General features: G+C 49.0%; 19 protein-coding genes. 3 read left to right on the top strand and 16 right to left on the bottom strand.

What is annotated here, in order from left to right:
- Positions 1 to 31: 31 nt before the first annotated feature.
- The 11 genes from AC3WQ3_RS07635 to AC3WQ3_RS07685 form a co-directional block, all read right to left on the bottom strand.
- Positions 32 to 346 (bottom strand): DUF1292 domain-containing protein, encoded by a 315-nt coding sequence (locus tag AC3WQ3_RS07635; RefSeq protein WP_127538642.1) that lies wholly within the window; start codon positions 344 to 346, stop codon positions 32 to 34.
- A complete protein-coding gene (locus AC3WQ3_RS07640; protein WP_127538641.1) occupies positions 347 to 646 on the bottom strand; it encodes a DUF1292 domain-containing protein in 300 nt (99 codons plus the stop codon).
- 12 nt (positions 647 to 658) lie between these two features.
- Positions 659 to 1075 (bottom strand): Holliday junction resolvase RuvX, encoded by a 417-nt coding sequence (ruvX, locus tag AC3WQ3_RS07645; protein WP_095289522.1) that lies wholly within the window; start codon positions 1073 to 1075, stop codon positions 659 to 661.
- A 126-nt stretch (positions 1076 to 1201) separates the two neighbouring features.
- Entirely contained in the window at positions 1202 to 1462 is a 261-nt protein-coding gene (locus AC3WQ3_RS07650; protein WP_024633073.1) for an IreB family regulatory phosphoprotein, read from the bottom strand.
- Positions 1463 to 1591: 129 nt separating this feature from the next.
- Positions 1592 to 4213, bottom strand: a complete 2622-nt coding sequence (alaS, locus tag AC3WQ3_RS07655) for an alanine--tRNA ligase (protein WP_492471906.1) — start codon at positions 4211 to 4213, stop codon at positions 1592 to 1594.
- Between the two features lie 431 nt (positions 4214 to 4644).
- Positions 4645 to 5712 (bottom strand): AI-2E family transporter, encoded by a 1068-nt coding sequence (locus tag AC3WQ3_RS07660; RefSeq protein WP_095289520.1) that lies wholly within the window; start codon positions 5710 to 5712, stop codon positions 4645 to 4647.
- 275 nt (positions 5713 to 5987) lie between these two features.
- Entirely contained in the window at positions 5988 to 6197 is a 210-nt protein-coding gene (locus tag AC3WQ3_RS07665) for a YrzR-like zinc ribbon domain (RefSeq protein ID WP_095289519.1), read from the bottom strand.
- 10 nt (positions 6198 to 6207) lie between these two features.
- Positions 6208 to 6729: a PRC-barrel domain-containing protein gene (locus AC3WQ3_RS07670; protein WP_095289518.1), complete on the bottom strand. Its 522-nt coding sequence runs from the start codon at positions 6727 to 6729 to the stop codon at positions 6208 to 6210.
- A gap of 165 nt (positions 6730 to 6894) precedes the next feature.
- Complete coding sequence (locus AC3WQ3_RS07675) at positions 6895 to 8046, bottom strand: cysteine desulfurase family protein (protein ID WP_336780275.1); 1152 nt, start codon at positions 8044 to 8046, stop codon at positions 6895 to 6897.
- Between the two features lie 124 nt (positions 8047 to 8170).
- Positions 8171 to 8590, bottom strand: coding sequence for a cysteine metabolism transcriptional regulator CymR (gene cymR / locus AC3WQ3_RS07680; RefSeq protein ID WP_127538637.1), 420 nt, complete (start codon positions 8588 to 8590; stop codon positions 8171 to 8173).
- Between the two features lie 33 nt (positions 8591 to 8623).
- Positions 8624 to 8752, bottom strand: coding sequence for a hypothetical protein (locus tag AC3WQ3_RS07685; protein WP_492471907.1), 129 nt, complete (start codon positions 8750 to 8752; stop codon positions 8624 to 8626).
- Positions 8753 to 8906: 154 nt separating this feature from the next.
- On the opposite strand from AC3WQ3_RS07685, the gene mnmA reads away from it, so the two are divergent.
- Positions 8907 to 10031 carry a tRNA 2-thiouridine(34) synthase MnmA gene (gene mnmA / locus AC3WQ3_RS07690; RefSeq protein ID WP_141236692.1) on the top strand — a complete coding sequence of 375 codons (1125 nt, stop codon included), beginning with the start codon at positions 8907 to 8909 and terminating at the stop codon, positions 10029 to 10031.
- A 134-nt stretch (positions 10032 to 10165) separates the two neighbouring features.
- Here the strand turns inward: mnmA and crcB (AC3WQ3_RS07695) are convergent, their stop codons facing one another.
- The 4 genes from crcB (AC3WQ3_RS07695) to AC3WQ3_RS07710 are packed head-to-tail and all read right to left on the bottom strand — an operon-like array spanning position 10166 to position 13186.
- On the bottom strand, positions 10166 to 10525 hold the full coding sequence (gene crcB, locus AC3WQ3_RS07695) for a fluoride efflux transporter CrcB (protein ID WP_492471908.1): 360 nt from the start codon (positions 10523 to 10525) through the stop codon (positions 10166 to 10168).
- Positions 10522 to 10920, bottom strand: coding sequence for a fluoride efflux transporter CrcB (crcB, locus tag AC3WQ3_RS07700; protein WP_492471909.1), 399 nt, complete (start codon positions 10918 to 10920; stop codon positions 10522 to 10524). Before crcB (AC3WQ3_RS07700) ends, crcB (AC3WQ3_RS07695) begins: the two co-directional genes overlap by 4 nt.
- Before the next feature lie 28 nt (positions 10921 to 10948).
- Positions 10949 to 12256 carry a replication-associated recombination protein A gene (locus AC3WQ3_RS07705; protein ID WP_492471910.1) on the bottom strand — a complete coding sequence of 436 codons (1308 nt, stop codon included), beginning with the start codon at positions 12254 to 12256 and terminating at the stop codon, positions 10949 to 10951.
- A gap of 51 nt (positions 12257 to 12307) precedes the next feature.
- Complete coding sequence (locus AC3WQ3_RS07710) at positions 12308 to 13186, bottom strand: LysR family transcriptional regulator (protein ID WP_492471928.1); 879 nt, start codon at positions 13184 to 13186, stop codon at positions 12308 to 12310.
- A gap of 139 nt (positions 13187 to 13325) precedes the next feature.
- On the opposite strand from AC3WQ3_RS07710, the gene AC3WQ3_RS07715 reads away from it, so the two are divergent.
- Positions 13326 to 14069 carry an SDR family NAD(P)-dependent oxidoreductase gene (locus tag AC3WQ3_RS07715; RefSeq protein WP_492471911.1) on the top strand — a complete coding sequence of 248 codons (744 nt, stop codon included), beginning with the start codon at positions 13326 to 13328 and terminating at the stop codon, positions 14067 to 14069.
- A gap of 38 nt (positions 14070 to 14107) precedes the next feature.
- Positions 14108 to 15004, top strand: a complete 897-nt coding sequence (locus AC3WQ3_RS07720; protein ID WP_492471929.1) for a DMT family transporter — start codon at positions 14108 to 14110, stop codon at positions 15002 to 15004.
- A gap of 98 nt (positions 15005 to 15102) precedes the next feature.
- Here AC3WQ3_RS07720 and AC3WQ3_RS07725 read toward each other — a convergent pair whose 3' ends face one another.
- A complete protein-coding gene (locus tag AC3WQ3_RS07725) occupies positions 15103 to 17289 on the bottom strand; it encodes a HelD family protein (protein WP_492471912.1) in 2187 nt (728 codons plus the stop codon).
- Between the last annotated feature and the right edge of the window lie 21 nt (positions 17290 to 17310).

Raw genomic sequence — 17310 nt, forward strand, 5'->3', positions numbered from 1 at the left:
CGCCCTTCCGGTTTCTTCAATTTGAAGCTGGTTAATCTTCGTCAATCGGGAGGGTACATTCATCGTACAGTTCCGAGATGTTCTCCCATTCTTCGTCATCATCAATCGTAACTAACTCAGGCATGATCTGGTCTTCGCTTCCCGGCAATACCCGCAGAAGTTCAACCTCGTCATAAGGACGCAATGAACTGCGGAGTACCGCGTACTGTTGACCATGGACTTCAAACTCAGCCAACAAGTCATACGGTTGCGATTTACCGTTCTCTTCCTCGAGCTCAACATGAGCACCGAATGCCAGACGCAGTGAATCTGTCCATTTCAGGTCTTTGCGGCTATATTCCGTCATTTAGTTCGCTTCCTCTTCATCTTCAGCTAAAAATGTATTAAACGTCTCCTCGACAATATCCCATTCGGCATCATCTTGGATGACGAAAAGTTTAATATCGTCGCCATCTTCTTCGTAACGGAATGCATATACATCCGTTTCGCCATCTTCAGGTTCAACCGGAGCAACCATCATATACTTGGCCTCCGACCCATCTACTTCAAACTTCATGATGACTTCGAATTCTTCTTCATTGCCCTCGTCATCCGCGATGTAAATAATCTCCGATTCTTCTTCCATACCCAGTTGATCTTCAGCCATTGTTGATCCCCCTCACCTTTTACTGTTCGCATCCAAATAATTTTGCAAAATCAAGCTTGCGGCCATTTTGTCCACAACCTGCTTGCGTTTTTTTCGACTGACATCCGCTTCAATCAGCGTTCGTTCTGCTGCCATGGTTGTCAGCCGTTCATCCCAAAGGTGAACAGGTAAATTCAGTTCGCCCCGAAGGCGTTCGGCAAAAGCAATGCAAATTTCACCACGCGGCCCTACGGTGCCGTTCATGTTTTTGGGGAGTCCGACAACGATCTCGCTGATTTCGTGCTCACGCACTAGTTCAGCAATGCGACCGAACTCACCTTCATCCCGGCGGCGTTCAAGCACTTCTAATCCCTGGGCAGTCCAACCGAAGGCGTCACTAACGGCAACTCCGATTCTTCGGTCCCCATAGTCCAAACCTAATATTTTCATCCATGCTCTCCCATCCTCAAGCCCGCGCGGGAAGATAGGATTCTTCCCTTCTCAAGCTTCAGGCTGTCTTCTGTCGGTTCATTTCCCACTGCATGCATGGCTGCATCACAGTGGAAGCGGTATACATTACCGGTGATTGGCCAGATAAGAACGTACAAGCTCTTCAATCAGCTCGTCGCGCTCCTTCTTCCGGACCAGACTGCGTGCGTTGTTATGACGAGGAATGTATGCAGGGTCTCCCGAAATCAGATACCCGACAATCTGGTTGATTGGATTGTACTCCTTATCCACCAGTGCATCATACACCGTGAGAAGAATCTCTTTGGAGGATGCTTCCTGCTCGTCAGCTTTCACATTAAATTTAACCGTCTTATCCATGGAGTCCATTGATGACACCTCGCTCCTGCATGAACATGGGGACCATGTCCTGCCGAATTGATTTCTGCTTATATAATAACATATTCTGACTGCCACGAGTAAACAAAGGAGAATGCAATTGTGTTTTTTGCTTGTCCGTTATTGTGCGATGAGTGAAACGGCCAGTTTCAGCGCTTCATCCAGCTTGGACGCATCCTTGCCTCCGGCTTGTGCCATGTCTGGACGTCCGCCACCACCACCGCCGCATACTGCTGCGACTTCCTTGACGATTTTACCGGCATGAAGACCTTGCTTCACTTTCTCAGCAGGAACAGCAACCACGAAGTTTACTTTGCCATCTGCAGGAGCACCCAGAACGAGCACAGCATCAGGCAGCTTCACTTTCAATTCGTCGGCAACGGTACGCAGCGCATCCATGTTCGGTGCGTCCACGCGGGCTGCGAGCACTTGTGTATCTCCTGCCTGTACCACTTGATCCGTCAACGAGCCTGCTTCCATGGCACTCAGCTTGCTTTGCAGCGATTCCGTTTCTCTCGCAGCTTCTTTCAGCTGTTGGTTCAGACCTTCGATCCGTTTAGGCACATCCGCAACATTGGCTTTTAGCAGGGCTGCCGATTGTTTGAGCAGCTCCAGCTGACTTTCAACGAAGAGGTACGCACCACGACCGGTTACAGCCTCAATCCGGCGTACACCGGAACCAATGCCGCTCTCGCTGACAAGCTTGAACATGCCAATCTCCGATGTATTGTTTACGTGACAGCCGCCACAAAGTTCCAAACTGTAGTCACCGATTTGTACGACACGTACAATATCTCCATATTTTTCACCGAACAATGCCATAGCGCCCATTTCTTTGGCTTCATCAATGGCCTTCAATTCAATGTTCACATTCAGGCGATTCCAGATCTGCTCATTCACCTGACGTTCAATCTCTGTCAATTCTTCCGGTGTAATGCTGCCGAAGTGAGAGAAGTCAAACCGCAGGCGCTGCGGCTCCACAAGGGAACCTGCCTGATTGACATGCGTACCCAGCACATCCTTAAGTGCTTTGTGCAGCAAATGGGTAGCTGTATGGTTTTTGATAATATCTCCACGCTTGGACGCATCCACTTCCGCTTGAATCATATCACCTACACGCAATTCACCCGACTCTACGCTTACCATGTGTACGTGCTGTCCTTGCGGAGCTTTGAACAGCCCTTGTACTTTGGCAGTAACGCCTGCTCCGCGCAGCAAGCCCTGATCGCTGACTTGTCCTCCGCTCTCTGCATAGAACGGAGTTTTATCGAGGATCACCTGACAGGTTTGTCCCTCGCTTACTGAATTGACAAGGGCATCGCCTGCAACGATGGCAACCACTTTTGCTTCCGTCAACAGGTCAGTATAACCAACAAACTCGCTTTTAACCTCCAGATCAGCAAGTGGTCCACCTTGGACCTTCATGCTTTCGCTTTCCTGACGGCCTGCACGTGCACGATCACGTTGTTCCTGCATGGATGCATCGAAACCTTCACGATCAACAGTCAAGCCATGCTCTGCTGCGTAATCTTCAGTAAGGTCAAACGGGAAGCCATATGTGTCATACAATTTGAATGCTTCCGGACCACTGATTACCGTACGACCTTCGGATTTGGCTGCAGCACTGATGTCTGCCAGAATCGCCAATCCGTCACTAAGTGTTTCGTGGAACCGTTCTTCTTCGGTTTTGATGACCTTCGCGATAAATTCTTGCTTGTCTACCACCTCTGGGTAGTATACGCCCATGACTTCACCGACTGTTGTTGTCAGTTCATAGAGGAATGGACGGTCCAATCCGAGAACCTTTCCGTAGCGTACAGCACGGCGCAGCAGGCGGCGGATAACGTATCCACGTCCTTCATTACTTGGCAGAACGCCATCGCCTACTGCAAAAGCAACGGTACGGATATGGTCAGCAATAACTTTCAGCGCTACATCAATCTCAACACTGTCGTTGTATTTCACACCGGCAAGTGCCGCTGTTCTTTGAATCATCGGTTGGAACAGGTCTGTGTCAAAGTTGGAATCCACGTTCTGCAGAATGGAAGCAAAACGCTCCAAACCTGCACCTGTATCAATGTTTTTGTTAGGAAGCGGCGTATAGCTGCCATCCTTGTTGTGATTAAACTGGGAGAATACCAGGTTCCATACTTCAAGGTAACGCTCGTTTTCCCCGCCCGGGTACATTTCCGGATCGTTCATGTCATTGCCGTAAGCTTCACCGCGGTCATAGAATATTTCGGTACATGGACCGCATGGGCCTTCACCGATATCCCAGAAGTTCTCATCCAGTTTGATGATACGTTCTGCCGGCAATCCCACTTTTTCGTTCCACAGTTTGAAAGCTTCTTCGTCTTCTGGATAAACCGTTACCGACAGACGCTCTGGATCGAATCCGATCCATTCCTTGCTCGTCAGGAATTCCCATGCCCAAGTAATGGTTTCTTCTTTGAAATAATCTCCGATGGAGAAGTTACCCAGCATTTCGAAGAACGTATGGTGACGGCGTGTTTTGCCGACATTCTCGATATCGTTGGTACGAATACATTTCTGGGAGTTCGCGAGACGCGGATTCTCCGGTTTCTCACGTCCGTCAAAATACGGCTTAAGCGGCGCCATTCCCGCATTGATCCACAAAAGGGAAGGATCGTTGTGAGGTACGAGCGATGCGCTTGGCTCAATTTTGTGACCTTTACTTGCAAAAAACTCTATCCATTTGGAACGGATTTCACTGGCTTTCATACGGACTGCCCCCAATTAATTATAATGGTCCGGAGCTATTTGCCCCGGTTGGTAAACATTGCTTTTGTAAAAACAAACACAAAAAACGCCCCTGAAATATCAGGGACGATGTTATCGCGGTACCACCCTGGTTATTGCTGCCTGTCCCTCATTTCGGACCAATCAGCAATCTCCTCGTTGATGCGAATAACGGTCGCGCCCGGCAGGGTTGTCCTGCACTCCGAAATCAGCTTTCCGCCGCTTCAACTTTCAAGACTCTTCCAGCCATCGGTCAGATCTGAATCTGATCCGAAGAAGTCTATTCTCTGAGGAAAGGAACCCCCGGCGTACTTCATTTCATCATCGATTTCATTTTTGAAACATGTGACTTCATTATATCGGTAGGCCATGCGAGTGTCAATGTACCCCCAAGACGCCTCATGCTCGAGCACTTAATCCGTCCTTCGCTTGATGTAGTAGGCAAAAAAGTGCTGCACGATGACTTTAAGAACGGCAAAAACAGGCACCGCCAGAATAAGACCTACAATCCCTGCCAGTTCTCCACCTACAAGCAGCGCAAAAATAATCGACAATGGATGCAGATGCAGCGTCCGCCCTACAACCTGCGGGGAGATGACGTTGCTCTCCAGCACCTGGCATAGCGTGTTTACGATGACCACCAGCAGGACCATTTTAACAGATACGGTTGAAGCCATAACTACAGCTGGCGCCGCACCCAGGAAAGGCCCCAGGTATGGCACAATATTAAATACGGCCACAATGCTTGCCAGCAGCAGCGCGTAAGGCATATCAATAATCACGTAACCGATATAGGCGAAGATGCCAACAATGACACAGACGATGAACTGTCCCCGAATATAATTGCCGAGTGCCGTATCAATCTCCTTCATGACCGAAACGATGGCTTTGCGGCGAGAACGCGGCAGATACGCAACGACCGTGCGTTCGAACACCTCAAAGTCTTTTAACATATAGAAAATGAGAAACGGCACAATAAATACGTTAAACAGCACATTGATCGTGGCTCCGATGTTGTCCATCAGCATCGTTATGCCTTGGGTAAGACGGTCTTCCATCTGGAAGAACCAGCTGTTCATGCCTGTGCGTACACTTGGTGGCATCAATTTATGATCCATGCTGTTCATGAGACTCTGTGCGCGCATCGACAATTCAGGCATATGCTCGTTCAGTTCTTCGAGCTGCTCAATCAGCACTGGAATGACATTCATGAGTATGACGCCGATACAGGTGAGAAAAAAAGCATAGATCAGCAAAACAGCGATGGAGCGTGGCACCTTCCGTCCGCCCAACATACTTACAATGGGATTAAGCACATAGGAAATAATAAGGGCCACGATAAACGGTGCAAGTACGGTTTTCAGGAATCCGTATATATGAAGCAGCAAGGGCCTTAACAGCCATATAAAATACAGAATGATCAAGCCGAGCAGCAGCCAGATGGCATAACGGAACAGCTTGTTTTTGGTTAATTGCTCCACTTGCATCTCTCCCCTTTGGACTGGCTCTGAGAGTCAGTATATGTAGGAAAGGGAATATTTATTAACCCCGCACAGATGTGGAAAAGAAGAAAACAAAAAAGCGCCCCCTTCACTAAGGAAGAAGACGCATGTTGAGGCCTGCCCCAGCATACATTAATGCAGGCTGGACAGACTGCTATGTAACTGTCATCTATACACATCTGTCGTCGCTTTGCGACATGGTTCGTGACATTCATTGTCACAAAACCGCATATAGAGGAAGTTTCACTCGCATTTTAAGAAGATGCATGCAGATGCGGGAAGTCCTGTGGCAGCTCTTCCCCGAAGAATAGATCGTCAAGCGAGCTGAGCGTTCCATCTTCTTCAACTTGATATACAGACATTTTCTCACCGTTTACGTTCAGTTCAATAAAGCAACCCCAGCAATAGAACTGGTGGGAACCAATTTTCCCAATATCTTTGGAACTACAATTTGGACATTTCATATACATTCACCTATCCATTAACAGAATGAATGGCATTTTCCAAGCGCTGTTCACTCAGTGGAGGCACCATAATGGCACTTTCCCCGATAGACATATCGCTTGTACATGGCAGCCATTTACGGCCCTCGATCAGATCGGACACAAAACCGTCCGTAATTTCAATCCCTATTATTGTATTTCCCAACTCTTGGTCAAAATAAACATCGGAGACTCGTCCAAGCAGCAAACCTTCCTCGGTCAGCACGGACATCTCTTTCAATTTAGATTGGCCAAGAAGATACGTGTGTTTTATGTCGTCGGCTCCCGTCTTGCGGACAGCCTGTTGATTACGGATCATGACGGCATCTTCGCCGTAGGCAACAATGTCTTGCCACTGCACGATTTTGACATGATTGGTAAACAGGCCTTTGTTCTCAAGTTCAATGCCTTCAATTTTCCAATCGTCACTAACAATGAAATCCTGGATCTTACCGACCTGTTTCCCGTCCTCGACATCAAAAACGGCTAGTCCGATCATTTCCTGAAGCTTCATCGCAGGGTCCTCCTCATCTTCTTATCATTAAATAGGCGCGGCGCTATTGCTAGGTATGCCCAAAGTTGATGAGTGGCAATCAGACGCCGATCATCAAAACCGCTTCTATCTAACCGATGAAATGGAACTTCTTCCCTCCTTTTGTTCCATGTGCAAAAGAGCCCCTTAGGGTCTATTACGCAATCGTTCAAGAATGGTTCCAATTTTTTCGGCGGTTTTCATGATTTCTTCCGTAGTATTACCCAATCCCCAGCTAAAACGAATCGCTGAATGCAAAAATGCCTCCGGCAGCATCATTGCTTTGAGTACATGAGATACTTCGAGAGAGCCTGATGTACATGCAGAACCGCTCGCAACCGCGATGCCTTCCATATCCAGGTTCATTAACATGGTTTCTGTGGATACCTCAGGAAAACTGATATTCAGAATGTTGGGCAGCGTATATTCGGGATGACCGTTCACGTGAAAATGGGCTTTGCCCACATGGATTTCCAGCTGTGTTAACAAAAGCTTCCGTAATTCCAGATCCTGCTGACGATGTGTCTCTGCTTGCGCTGTCGCAATGTTGAGTGCCTCTGCAAATCCGGCAATTCCTGCTATATTCTCCGTACCTGCTCGGCGCTGACGCTCTTGCAGTCCTCCATGGGATTTGGCTTCCAGTACAATGCCACGACGCACATAAAGTGCCCCTACACCTTGGGGCCCATTAATTTTATGCGCAGAGAAACTGATCAAGTCAACCGGTAGATCTTTACAAGAGATGTTTTGGGTGCCCAGAGCCTGTACTGCATCGGTATGAAATAAAATCTGATGCTTCCGTGCCAGCTCCCCTATTTCGCGGATGGGCTGAATCGTTCCTACCTCGTTATTGGCAAACATCATCGTAATCAGCACCGTATCCGGCCGAATTGCCTCCTGAAGCTCATCCAAACTTATTCTTCCATGCTCGTCGACAGGCAGATAGGTAACTTCATAACCTTGACGTTCAAGCTCTTGACAGCTGTGAAGAACCGCGTGATGTTCGATCACCGTTGTAATCACGTGTTTCCCCTGCTCTTTTCGTGCAGAAACTGCACCAAAGATTGCCAGATTATCACTTTCCGTGCCACCACTCGTAAATACGAGTTCATCCGGGAAACAGTCCAAGGAAGCCGCAATACTGTCCCTTGCTCCGCTAACCGTCCGCTTCGCATCCCGTCCAAAAGAGTGTATGCTCGAAGCATTGCCATATTGGCCTGTCATGACTTTCATCATCGCTTCCGCCACCAGCGGGTGCATGGGCGTGGATGCTGCGTGGTCCAAATAAATTCTGTTCATTGAATTCACCCCGTTATATGTTGAAATTCCATTTGATTTATGGGTATAAAATGTTGCTTTGCATGGCTAAAGCCCCCATAATGGGGGCTTTAGTGTATGGCTGAACGTTCCGTATCCACCTTGATTAGATATAGAACATGTAGCTGTCTTTTTGTTCCTGATCCTGGAACGAAATCAGGTCTTTGAGCGTTGTGGAATCCAGCACCTCTGCAATGCTGTCACGAATGCGCAGCCACAGGTCCCGTTTGGCCGGGTCATCTTCCTCGGTGAAGTCCACTGGGGAGATTGGCCCCTCCAGTACACGAATCACGTCTCCTGCAGTCACTGTCGCTGGATCTCCTGCCAAGATATATCCCCCGTATGCTCCACGGATACTCTTCACGAGTCCGGCATTACGCAGCGGAGCGATCAGCTGCTCCAGATAATGTTCCGAGAGCTGATTGCGCTCCGCAATGCTTTTAAGGGATGTAGGGCCTTCGCCAGTTCTGGCTGCCAGCTCCATCATGATAGTTAGCCCATAACGGCCTTTTGTCGATATTTTCAAAGGAGTCACCTCTTTCAATTTTCAGAAAAACAATTACAATATATACTTGGCGTGATGCAAGACCGTATTTTTCATCATCCGCCACAGCGGGATATGAATAATACAGATCTCATCCACGTAATCCTCCGTATTCCGATCATAACCCTCAGCTAATGTTAACATATCTGCAGGCTTTATGGAAAAGAAAGATTGACGATATTCCAAATTGTGCGCCTGGAGTGGACACTACCCAAAATTGGCCGGGTGTATCGTAACTTGAGTCCGGTTATGCTAGAATAGAAACGAAACACATTTATATATAGAAATGGTGATAACGATGTCCAAAACAATTGAGAACACTCGGGTCGTCGTTGGCATGTCCGGAGGTGTCGATTCTTCCGTTACCGCCTTGCTGCTGAAGGAGCAGGGATACGATGTCATCGGCATTTTCATGAAAAACTGGGATGACACGGACGAATTCGGCCACTGTACCGCTGAAGAAGATTCAGAGGACGTTCGCCGGGTTTGTGAACAGATCGGCATTCCTTATTACACTGTCAACTTCGAGAAAGAGTACTTTGATAAAGTATTTACCTATTTCCTTGATGAATATAAGTCAGGTCGGACACCAAATCCAGATGTCATGTGCAATCGCGAGATCAAATTTGGCGAATTCCTGAACAAGGCGCTTGATTTGGGCGCTGACTACGTTGCCACAGGGCACTATGCTCGCCTTATCGAAGAAGACGGCACGTTCAAACTGCTGCGTGGCGTAGATAGCAACAAGGACCAGACCTACTTCCTTAATGCACTAAGCCAGAACCAGCTGTCCAAAGCGATGTTCCCGATCGGCCATCTTCCTAAACCGGAAGTACGGAAAATTGCTGAAGCAGCAGGCCTGTACACGGCTAAGAAAAAAGACAGCACAGGTGTATGCTTTATCGGCGAGCGCAACTTCAAGGAATTCCTGAGCAACTACCTTCCTGCCAAAGGCGGAGACATGGTTGATATTGTAACGGGTGAAGTAAAAGGCCGTCATGACGGACTGATGTACTACACCCTCGGACAGCGCCAAGGTTTGGGTATTGGCGGTTCCGGCAATGGTGAACCTTGGTTCGTGGCCGATAAGGATCTGGAGAAAAATCAGCTGCTTGTGGTTCAAGGCGATGCGCACGCGAGCCTGTACTCAACAGGTTTGACGGCTACTGGCGTTAACTGGATTGCTGGTGCTGACCAAGTGCCTAACGTACCTTTCCGCTGCACCGCCAAATTCCGTTACCGTCAGCCGGATCAAGGTGTCACTCTGACTTGGCAGGAAGACGGAAGCGTGGATGTACAGTTCGATCAACAACAAAAAGCGATTACCCCGGGACAAGCCGTTGTATTCTATGATGGTGATGTTTGTCTCGGCGGTGGCACGATTGATCAGGTTCAAAAAGTACCTGTACCAGCAATGCAATAATTAGGAAAGCCTTCAATATGTATAGATGATGTGGAATACCCTGTATTCCCATCATAAAAGCCATCTTTCATGTATACCATGAAGGATGGCTTTTTTCCTGCTTTTTCCTGAAAAAAACATTTAAAATTTTTTAGTTATGCCGTGAACCAAACACCAGCAAAGCAGGCAGCTACACCCAGTAAAACGGAACTTACTACATATAGAATAGCTGATGGATACCGTTTCATGGTGAGCAATTGAATCGTTTCATACCCGAAGGTCGAGAACGTTGTATAAGCTCCGCAAAATCCGGTGCCCCACACAACCCAAAGTCCATCCGAGATCATCTCCGATTGATGCCATCCATATAACAAGCCCAGCAGCAGAGAACCACTGGTATTAATGATCCAGGTCCCCCATGGAACAGCTGTGCCCAATTTTCCTGAGATCCATCGCCCCAGACTGTAACGAAGTATGGCCCCCAAAGTACCTGCCAGTCCAATCCAGATCATCATGCTGCACCACCCTGTGACGATTTACCCCGCATGAGCTGTCCAAGCTGGATTCCCAACGCGCAGAGCAGCAAACCCGCGAGCAAACTCGCCACGATATAAATTACGGCCTTCGTCCACATGCCGTTCTCGAATAGGCGGACAATATCCAGCGTAAACGTAGAAAATGTAGTAAATGCACCTGTAAATCCGGTACCTATCGCAAGACGAAGTTGTGGTGTTACTTTGTCTGGGACGGCTATGGTAAAGAACCAGCCCAAAAACAGGCTGCCAAGCGCGTTAATCAGCAGGACTGCCCAAGGAAAGCCTACATTGGCTGATGGAATCCCCAATTGAATGGCATATCGGGTCAGTGTACCCAAAAATCCGCCAGCGCCTATATACAGAAGCTCTTTCATGTTGTATGCATCCCCCGGGTCATCAATCTTACAGTTCTTTTCTCCGCTGTTGGTTCAGCCTGATTTTCGACTCATTGCCTTGCTCTGTTGCTTCATAGAATACTCTTCGCGAGAGCTGTTTGGGCAGATATTCCTGCTTCACATAGTGCCCCGGATAATTATGGGGGTATTGATAACCTTCATGTCCCAGCTTCACTGCTCCCGAGTAATGGGTATCCCTTAAATGGAGCGGTACCTCAGCCGACTTCACCTCATCGATGGCGCTCATCGCCTTCGAAATGGCCGTGTATACCGCATTCGACTTCGGACTCTCCACTGCGAATAAAATGGCCTGTGCAATATTCAGCTTCGCTTCGGGCCATCCGTTGTTACGGTAGGCATCCAGTGCACCTATAGCTTGGGTCATCGCTTGTGGATTCGCCAGACCGATATCTTCGCTGCTCGCGGCAATCAGACGCCTGATAAATGTCATCGGGTCCATGCCAAGCTTCTCTACTGCGTACAAAAACCAGAACAATGCAGCATCACTGGAACCGCGAATACTCTTGTGAAAAGCAGACAGCACATCATATTGCGTGGACTCATCCGCCTTCACAATCGGACGACGAATCGACTCCTCTGCCACGGCAAGCGTAATATGAATGGACCCATCCTTCTCAGGCGGCGTGGTCAGCGCAGCCAGTTCCAGCGCATTTAGAGCACGCCGAATGTCTCCATTGGCCATGGTGGCAATATGATCCAGAGCTTCGTCATCTGCCTGCAGTTCCATGAATCCAAGCCCTTTATCGGAATCCGCCAGCGCACGGCGCATGGCAACAAGCGAATGTGCCTTGTTCAGCGACTCGAGCTGAAAGAGGGTTGAACGGCTCATCAAGGCTCCATTCACATAGTGAAATGGATTCTCTGTCGTAGCACCGATAAATATGATGGTGCCCTTCTCCACTGCTGGCAGCAATGCATCCTGACGAGAACTGTTAAAGCGGTGAACCTCATCCAGGAACAATATGGTTTTGGTTCCGTACAGCTGCTTGTTTGTCTGTGCCTGCTCGATAACTTCACGAACGTCCTTCACCGAGGCGTCTACTGCGTTCAGACGAACAAACTCTCCCTGTGTATGCTTGGAGATGATATGGGCAAGCGTCGTCTTCCCGCAGCCGGGAGGGCCGTATAACAAGATGGACGAGATCTGGTCCGCTTCAATCGCGCGCCGCAGCAGCTTACCTGGTCCAATAATACGTTCTTGTCCAATATATTCATCAAGATGCTCTGGTCGCATGCGATCAGCAAGCAGTCTTGCCTGGGGCTTGGAGTCCTGTTGAAACGAAAATAAATCCACTGCTCATCACTTCCTTAACGGATTACCTATCCTAGATTGGATCTAAACACCTCAATATTCTCTACTCTCTATCTTATCATAATCCCGTGGCAGCATAGCCATAAATGCACCGAGCGCACTGCTGACAAACGCATCCTTGCGTGTAATAAAACGAGTCATCATCCGGCTAATGCCCGCGGGAAGCGAATGCTTGCGAAGTATACCGCTATTCATCTGCTGACGAATAACAATCTCCGGTAACAATGAGATGCCCATCCCCGATGCTACGCCACTGATAATGGCTTCCAATGTGCCAAATTCCATGATTATAGGGCGATTTACCCCGCAGGATAGCAACCACTCCTCTAACGTCTGGCGGTAGGAACATCCCATGCTGTAAACAAGGATCGGTTTACGAGTAAGCTCATTTTCTGGCATTACACCAGATGAAACCACAAACAGTTCTTCATCAAATACATCCAGAGACGCGATCTCGGGATGATCGCAGGCACAACCAATAAATGCACCTTCCAATTCATACCCGATAACTTGGTCTATAAGCTCTTGCGAATTCCCAGTAGTCAGTGACAAGGAAACATCGGGATATTGCCTATAATATTCTGCAAAAAGTTCGGGCAATCGCACCGCGGCTGCAGTCTGCGTAGAGCCTATTCGCAATGGACCCGATGGCGCACTTGTTGCCTGAAGCGCTTTGGAAGCATCGTTCAGCAGACCAATGATTTTATCTGCATAACTCATTAGCATCTCTCCCGCTGGAGATAACGTCATTCCCCGGTTGTGACGAATGAACAGCTTGGTGCCCACCTCCGCTTCCAGATGTCTGATCCGGGCCGTGACGTTGGATTGCACATATCCCAGCTTCGAAGCAGCTTTCGTCAAGTTTCCTTCCTGTGCCACACATTGAAATATTCGAAGATCCCCGCTCTCCATCTTATCCCCCACTTCTGACATCATTCAAAATGATGGCCAGTTCACTAACAATCATTATACTCCATGCGCAAACAGGACTACAATTCATGTAGATTCCAAACCAGTTCACCCAGCTGGATGATGATAAGGAGTGTTCAACATGACATACTGGAACAACAGAGTAGCCTTAATTACAGGCGGCGGAACAGGCATTGGACGTGCGGTGAGTCTGCTGCTGGCCCAAAAGGGAGCACGGGTCGCTGTCAACTACTCCCGGTCGCGGAATGCGGCAGAAGAAACGGTTCAACAGATCGTAGATGAAGGAGGTCAGGCATTCGCTGTTCAAGCCAACGTTGCTAGTGATATGGAAGTCCGGAAGATGGTGGCTACAGTTACCGAAACGTATGGCCCCATAACTGCCCTTGTTAACAATGCCGGAATCACCCGGCACATTCCTCTGCAGGATCTGGAATCCGTTACGGAGGATGTTTGGAATGAACTGTATGATGTCAACGTGAAGGGCATGTTTCATTGCGCTCGTGCAGTGGCGGAAGGAATGCAGAAAGCGGGCAGCGGCTCCATTGTGAACCTGGGAAGTATTGCGGGCAGCACAGGTTCCGGCTCCTCTCTCCCTTATGCGGTATCCAAAGCGGCAGTTCACGGCCTGACCTTATCTCTTGCCCACGCACTCTCACCGCTCATTCGGGTGAATGCCATCGTCCCTGGCGCCGTTGCAACCCGTTGGTGGGCCGGAAACGAGGAACGAATGAATCGTCTCGGTGGCTCGTTGTTATTACAGAGAATTTCTTCGCCTGAGGATATTGCGCACATGATATGTGCTGCGCTTGAACAGCCATCCATGACCGGACAGCTGATTACCGTAGATGGCGGTCAGACGTTATGAGCCCCGGTACTCAAGCTGTCAGCAGCACGATGAACTCAATGAAATATACAATATGGATCTTGTTAACGACATTCATTATGGGCACTTCTTTTCCAGTTGGCAAAATCGGCATGTTGTATGCTCCACCGTTCCTGCTCATGGGCATGCGTTACGTACTGGCAGGGGGCCTGATGGCCTGGTTTCTGCGGAAACGCCCTCTACCTGCAGGATGGCAAGCCTGGCTAAGAATCATTTTAATTGGCCTGTTCCAATCTGCTGGAGTGATGGGATGCGCATATTACAGCATGAACTGGATTACATCCGGTGAATCTGCCATTCTTACCTTTACCAATCCGTTGCTGGTCATTATCATCAGTGCTTTATTGTATCGGTTAACGTATCGCTTCAGCCAGTGGATGGGTGTAATCCTCGGCCTCGCCGGCGTCCTATTAACCTTTGGCTCGCAAATGAGTTTTAGCCCCGGAACCTGGATTGGAATTGGTGGTGCGGTTTCCTTCGCAGTCTCCACATTACTTATTAAACGCTGGGGTGATCGTTACGATACCTTTGTGCTTACCGCGTACCAGATGCTCGCTGGAGGCGCAGTGCTGTTTCTGCTTAGCACATGGACTGAACAGCCTTATTTTATGGTGAACCCCACCTCGGTTGCAGTGCTGCTCTGGTTGACGCTTGTATGCTCCATAATCCAGTTCTCACTCTGGTTCTATTTGCTGCAGCATAGTGACCCCGCCCAAACCAGTTCCTATCTGTTTCTGACCCCGTTCTTTGGAGTGTTGTCGAGCTGGATTTTACTGCAGGAACAGGTCCAGTGGTTCGTTGGTGCTGGCGGCATACTCATAGGCGTAGGTATTTTTCTGGTTAATCGTCGTTCATCTGCACAGAAAAGGAAAGAACGCTCATCTGAACTCCGCAAGCATTCTTCTCCAGTGAGTTGAGATTGTCATACACCAGCAGAAAAAGGCATGCGCTTATGGGATTTTCCCATGAACGACATGCCTTTTATATTCTTGATATTACATTGCTCTACCCATATTTATTCGGTATCACTGTCCGGCCAACCCTGAATGGTTACCGGTTCACCTTCCGGATGATGTGTTGCAGCCGCATAGAACGGCAGTTCACCGTCATGGAACAGCCATAACTCGTGCAAGGCCCTCGTACAGCCCACGTACAGCAGCTTGGCATCCCCCGCATTAGACAGATAATGCTGCTCATCCGCATCTGCCACAATAACCGCATCAAACTCTAGTCCCTTGGATAGATAGACAGGTAAAACGGAATGTCCGCCTGTATATTGCTTCTTGCCGCTATCGATCAGGTTCAGGTCCCAGCCCGCATCCAGAAGTTCACGATGAAGCTCAACCGCTTCATGCAGGGTACGCGTCAGAATGGATACTGTACGGTAGTCTTTCACCGTTAACAGCTTCAAAGCCCGTTCAAGACTCTTCGTTCTTCCTTCACCCTCATAGGCTAATGTTCGAACCGGATCTCCGCTCCGGAAGACAGGAATCGCCGTAATTCCGCTTTTGACCCCACGTTCCAGTATCGTATTGGCATAATCAATAATTTCCATGGTGGAACGATAGCTCCGGGTCAAGGCAAAATATGCATTCTGCTCGTCGGGAAACAGGGTGCTCATCTCTTCCCATGCATGAACCCCGCGATACTCATGAATACCTTGGGACAAGTCACCCAGTATGGTGAAGGAATGTCCTTTGACAAACAGATCCAGCAGAGCGACGTGAAATGGCGAGAAATCCTGCGCTTCATCAATCACGACATGATCGAATCGTTCCGCTCCTTCAATATCATGAATAAGTGTGTGAATATACACGAGCGCAGGCAGATCCTCTTCACGAATAACATCCTGCTTCAGATCTGCTGTCGTCTGCTTCATCACACCTTTGGGAATAAGACTGCTTAGTGAAGCAGGCACTGAGCCACCCTTAGCAGCCTTGAACAGCTGTTTATACAGCGTAAGCGGTTCATATTGGGGCCACTTTTTGGCGTATGCTTTTTCACGTGTCGCTGCTTTCTTTTTGCGTTCTTTACGCACGCTCTCGGGACAAGGCTTCTTGAGCTCCATTTCGATCCAGCGGTGGATACGCGCCATTACGCGCTCCTTACGTTTAGCCAGCGGGTAGTGCTTATATTCTTCGCTAAACCAGCTTTCGATCTCTGCCTTGCTAAGTACCGCACCGTCCCAGGGACTGAAGTCCAGATCGGGTACCGATTCCTCCTCCATGCCTGACAGCCATTCCTGAATGAGTTTCATGAAGCGTATCGAGCCCTTATAACGCCCAGGTACGTCATCATTCAATTCGGGACGTGCTTCCGGCGTTTCAAACCAGGTATTCAGTGTCTCCGACGTATCTGCCAGAGGCATTTCCAATCCCAGCAGATTCATCGCCCAATCCGGGAACGTGCGCTGCTGAATATCTCCAACGCCGAGTTCCGGAAGTACATCCGAGATGTAATCGAGGAACATGTGGTTGGGTGCGAAGATAACCATCTTCTCCGCAGATACCTGCTCTTTGTACTGATACAGCAAAAAGGCTAGCCTGTGCAGGGCAACGGTTGTTTTTCCCGAACCCGCCACACCCTGGATGATCAATGCCGTATTCCTTGCGGCACGAATGATCTGATCCTGTTCCGCCTGAATGGTGGATACGATGTCACGAAGCTTGTTATCCTTGTTCTCTCCCAGCCGATAGACGAGAAACTCATCCGATACGGCCGGCTGATCGCTATCCCGGTTGTATGTATCCGCAACGCGCTCCAATATCCGCTGCCGGATAACCACGTTTCGTTTCAGATAAACCAGGCCTTCAATCAGGCCTTCCGGTGCTTCGTAGGTTGCGGAGGCTTCCCCTCCGGTAAATGAGTAAAACAGGCTCGCGACAGGAGCGCGCCAGTCGATGACGAGCGGATGCTCTCCCACCTCTTCGCGGTCTACGCCGACTTTGCCAATATACAGCGGCTTCCGTGCACCGCTGCCCTGTTCTTCGAAATCCAAGCGTCCGAAATAGGGTTGCTGCGCGCTCTTGGACAAGGCGGTGCGGCGCTCTTCGCGTCCGGCTTCCAGCACTTGTTCGGTGAAATCGTGGCCAGTATAAACCGGTATATTCTTCAGCCGTTCCAGCTGACGATCCACTTCCTCCATCGTTCGCTCTAACCTGTACTCTTCTTCTTGATAGGCACTTTGAAAGCTGTCTGACATGTTTCAGTTACCTCCTAAGAA

It is taken from the genome of Paenibacillus sp. FW104-T2, from assembly GCF_058789975.1.

Coding starts and splice junctions, on each gene's coding strand:
- mnmA (WP_141236692.1), top strand. CDS start 8,907: ATGTCCAAAACAATTGAGAACACTCGGGTCGTCGTTGGCATGTCCGGA.
- AC3WQ3_RS07640 (WP_127538641.1), bottom strand. CDS start 646: ATGGCTGAAGATCAACTGGGTATGGAAGAAGAATCGGAGATTATTTAC.
- AC3WQ3_RS07720 (WP_492471929.1), top strand. CDS start 14,108: ATGAAATATACAATATGGATCTTGTTAACGACATTCATTATGGGCACT.
- AC3WQ3_RS07665 (WP_095289519.1), bottom strand. CDS start 6,197: ATGAAATGTCCAAATTGTAGTTCCAAAGATATTGGGAAAATTGGTTCC.
- ruvX (WP_095289522.1), bottom strand. CDS start 1,075: ATGAAAATATTAGGTTTGGACTATGGGGACCGAAGAATCGGAGTTGCC.
- AC3WQ3_RS07710 (WP_492471928.1), bottom strand. CDS start 13,186: ATGGAGAGCGGGGATCTTCGAATATTTCAATGTGTGGCACAGGAAGGA.
- crcB (WP_492471909.1), bottom strand. CDS start 10,920: ATGAAAGAGCTTCTGTATATAGGCGCTGGCGGATTTTTGGGTACACTG.
- AC3WQ3_RS07725 (WP_492471912.1), bottom strand. CDS start 17,289: ATGTCAGACAGCTTTCAAAGTGCCTATCAAGAAGAAGAGTACAGGTTA.
- crcB (WP_492471908.1), bottom strand. CDS start 10,525: ATGATGATCTGGATTGGACTGGCAGGTACTTTGGGGGCCATACTTCGT.
- AC3WQ3_RS07635 (WP_127538642.1), bottom strand. CDS start 346: ATGACGGAATATAGCCGCAAAGACCTGAAATGGACAGATTCACTGCGT.
- AC3WQ3_RS07670 (WP_095289518.1), bottom strand. CDS start 6,729: ATGAAGCTTCAGGAAATGATCGGACTAGCCGTTTTTGATGTCGAGGAC.
- AC3WQ3_RS07685 (WP_492471907.1), bottom strand. CDS start 8,752: ATGTTAACATTAGCTGAGGGTTATGATCGGAATACGGAGGATTACGTG.
- alaS (WP_492471906.1), bottom strand. CDS start 4,213: ATGAAAGCCAGTGAAATCCGTTCCAAATGGATAGAGTTTTTTGCAAGT.
- AC3WQ3_RS07675 (WP_336780275.1), bottom strand. CDS start 8,046: ATGAACAGAATTTATTTGGACCACGCAGCATCCACGCCCATGCACCCG.
- AC3WQ3_RS07650 (WP_024633073.1), bottom strand. CDS start 1,462: ATGGACTCCATGGATAAGACGGTTAAATTTAATGTGAAAGCTGACGAG.
- AC3WQ3_RS07715 (WP_492471911.1), top strand. CDS start 13,326: ATGACATACTGGAACAACAGAGTAGCCTTAATTACAGGCGGCGGAACA.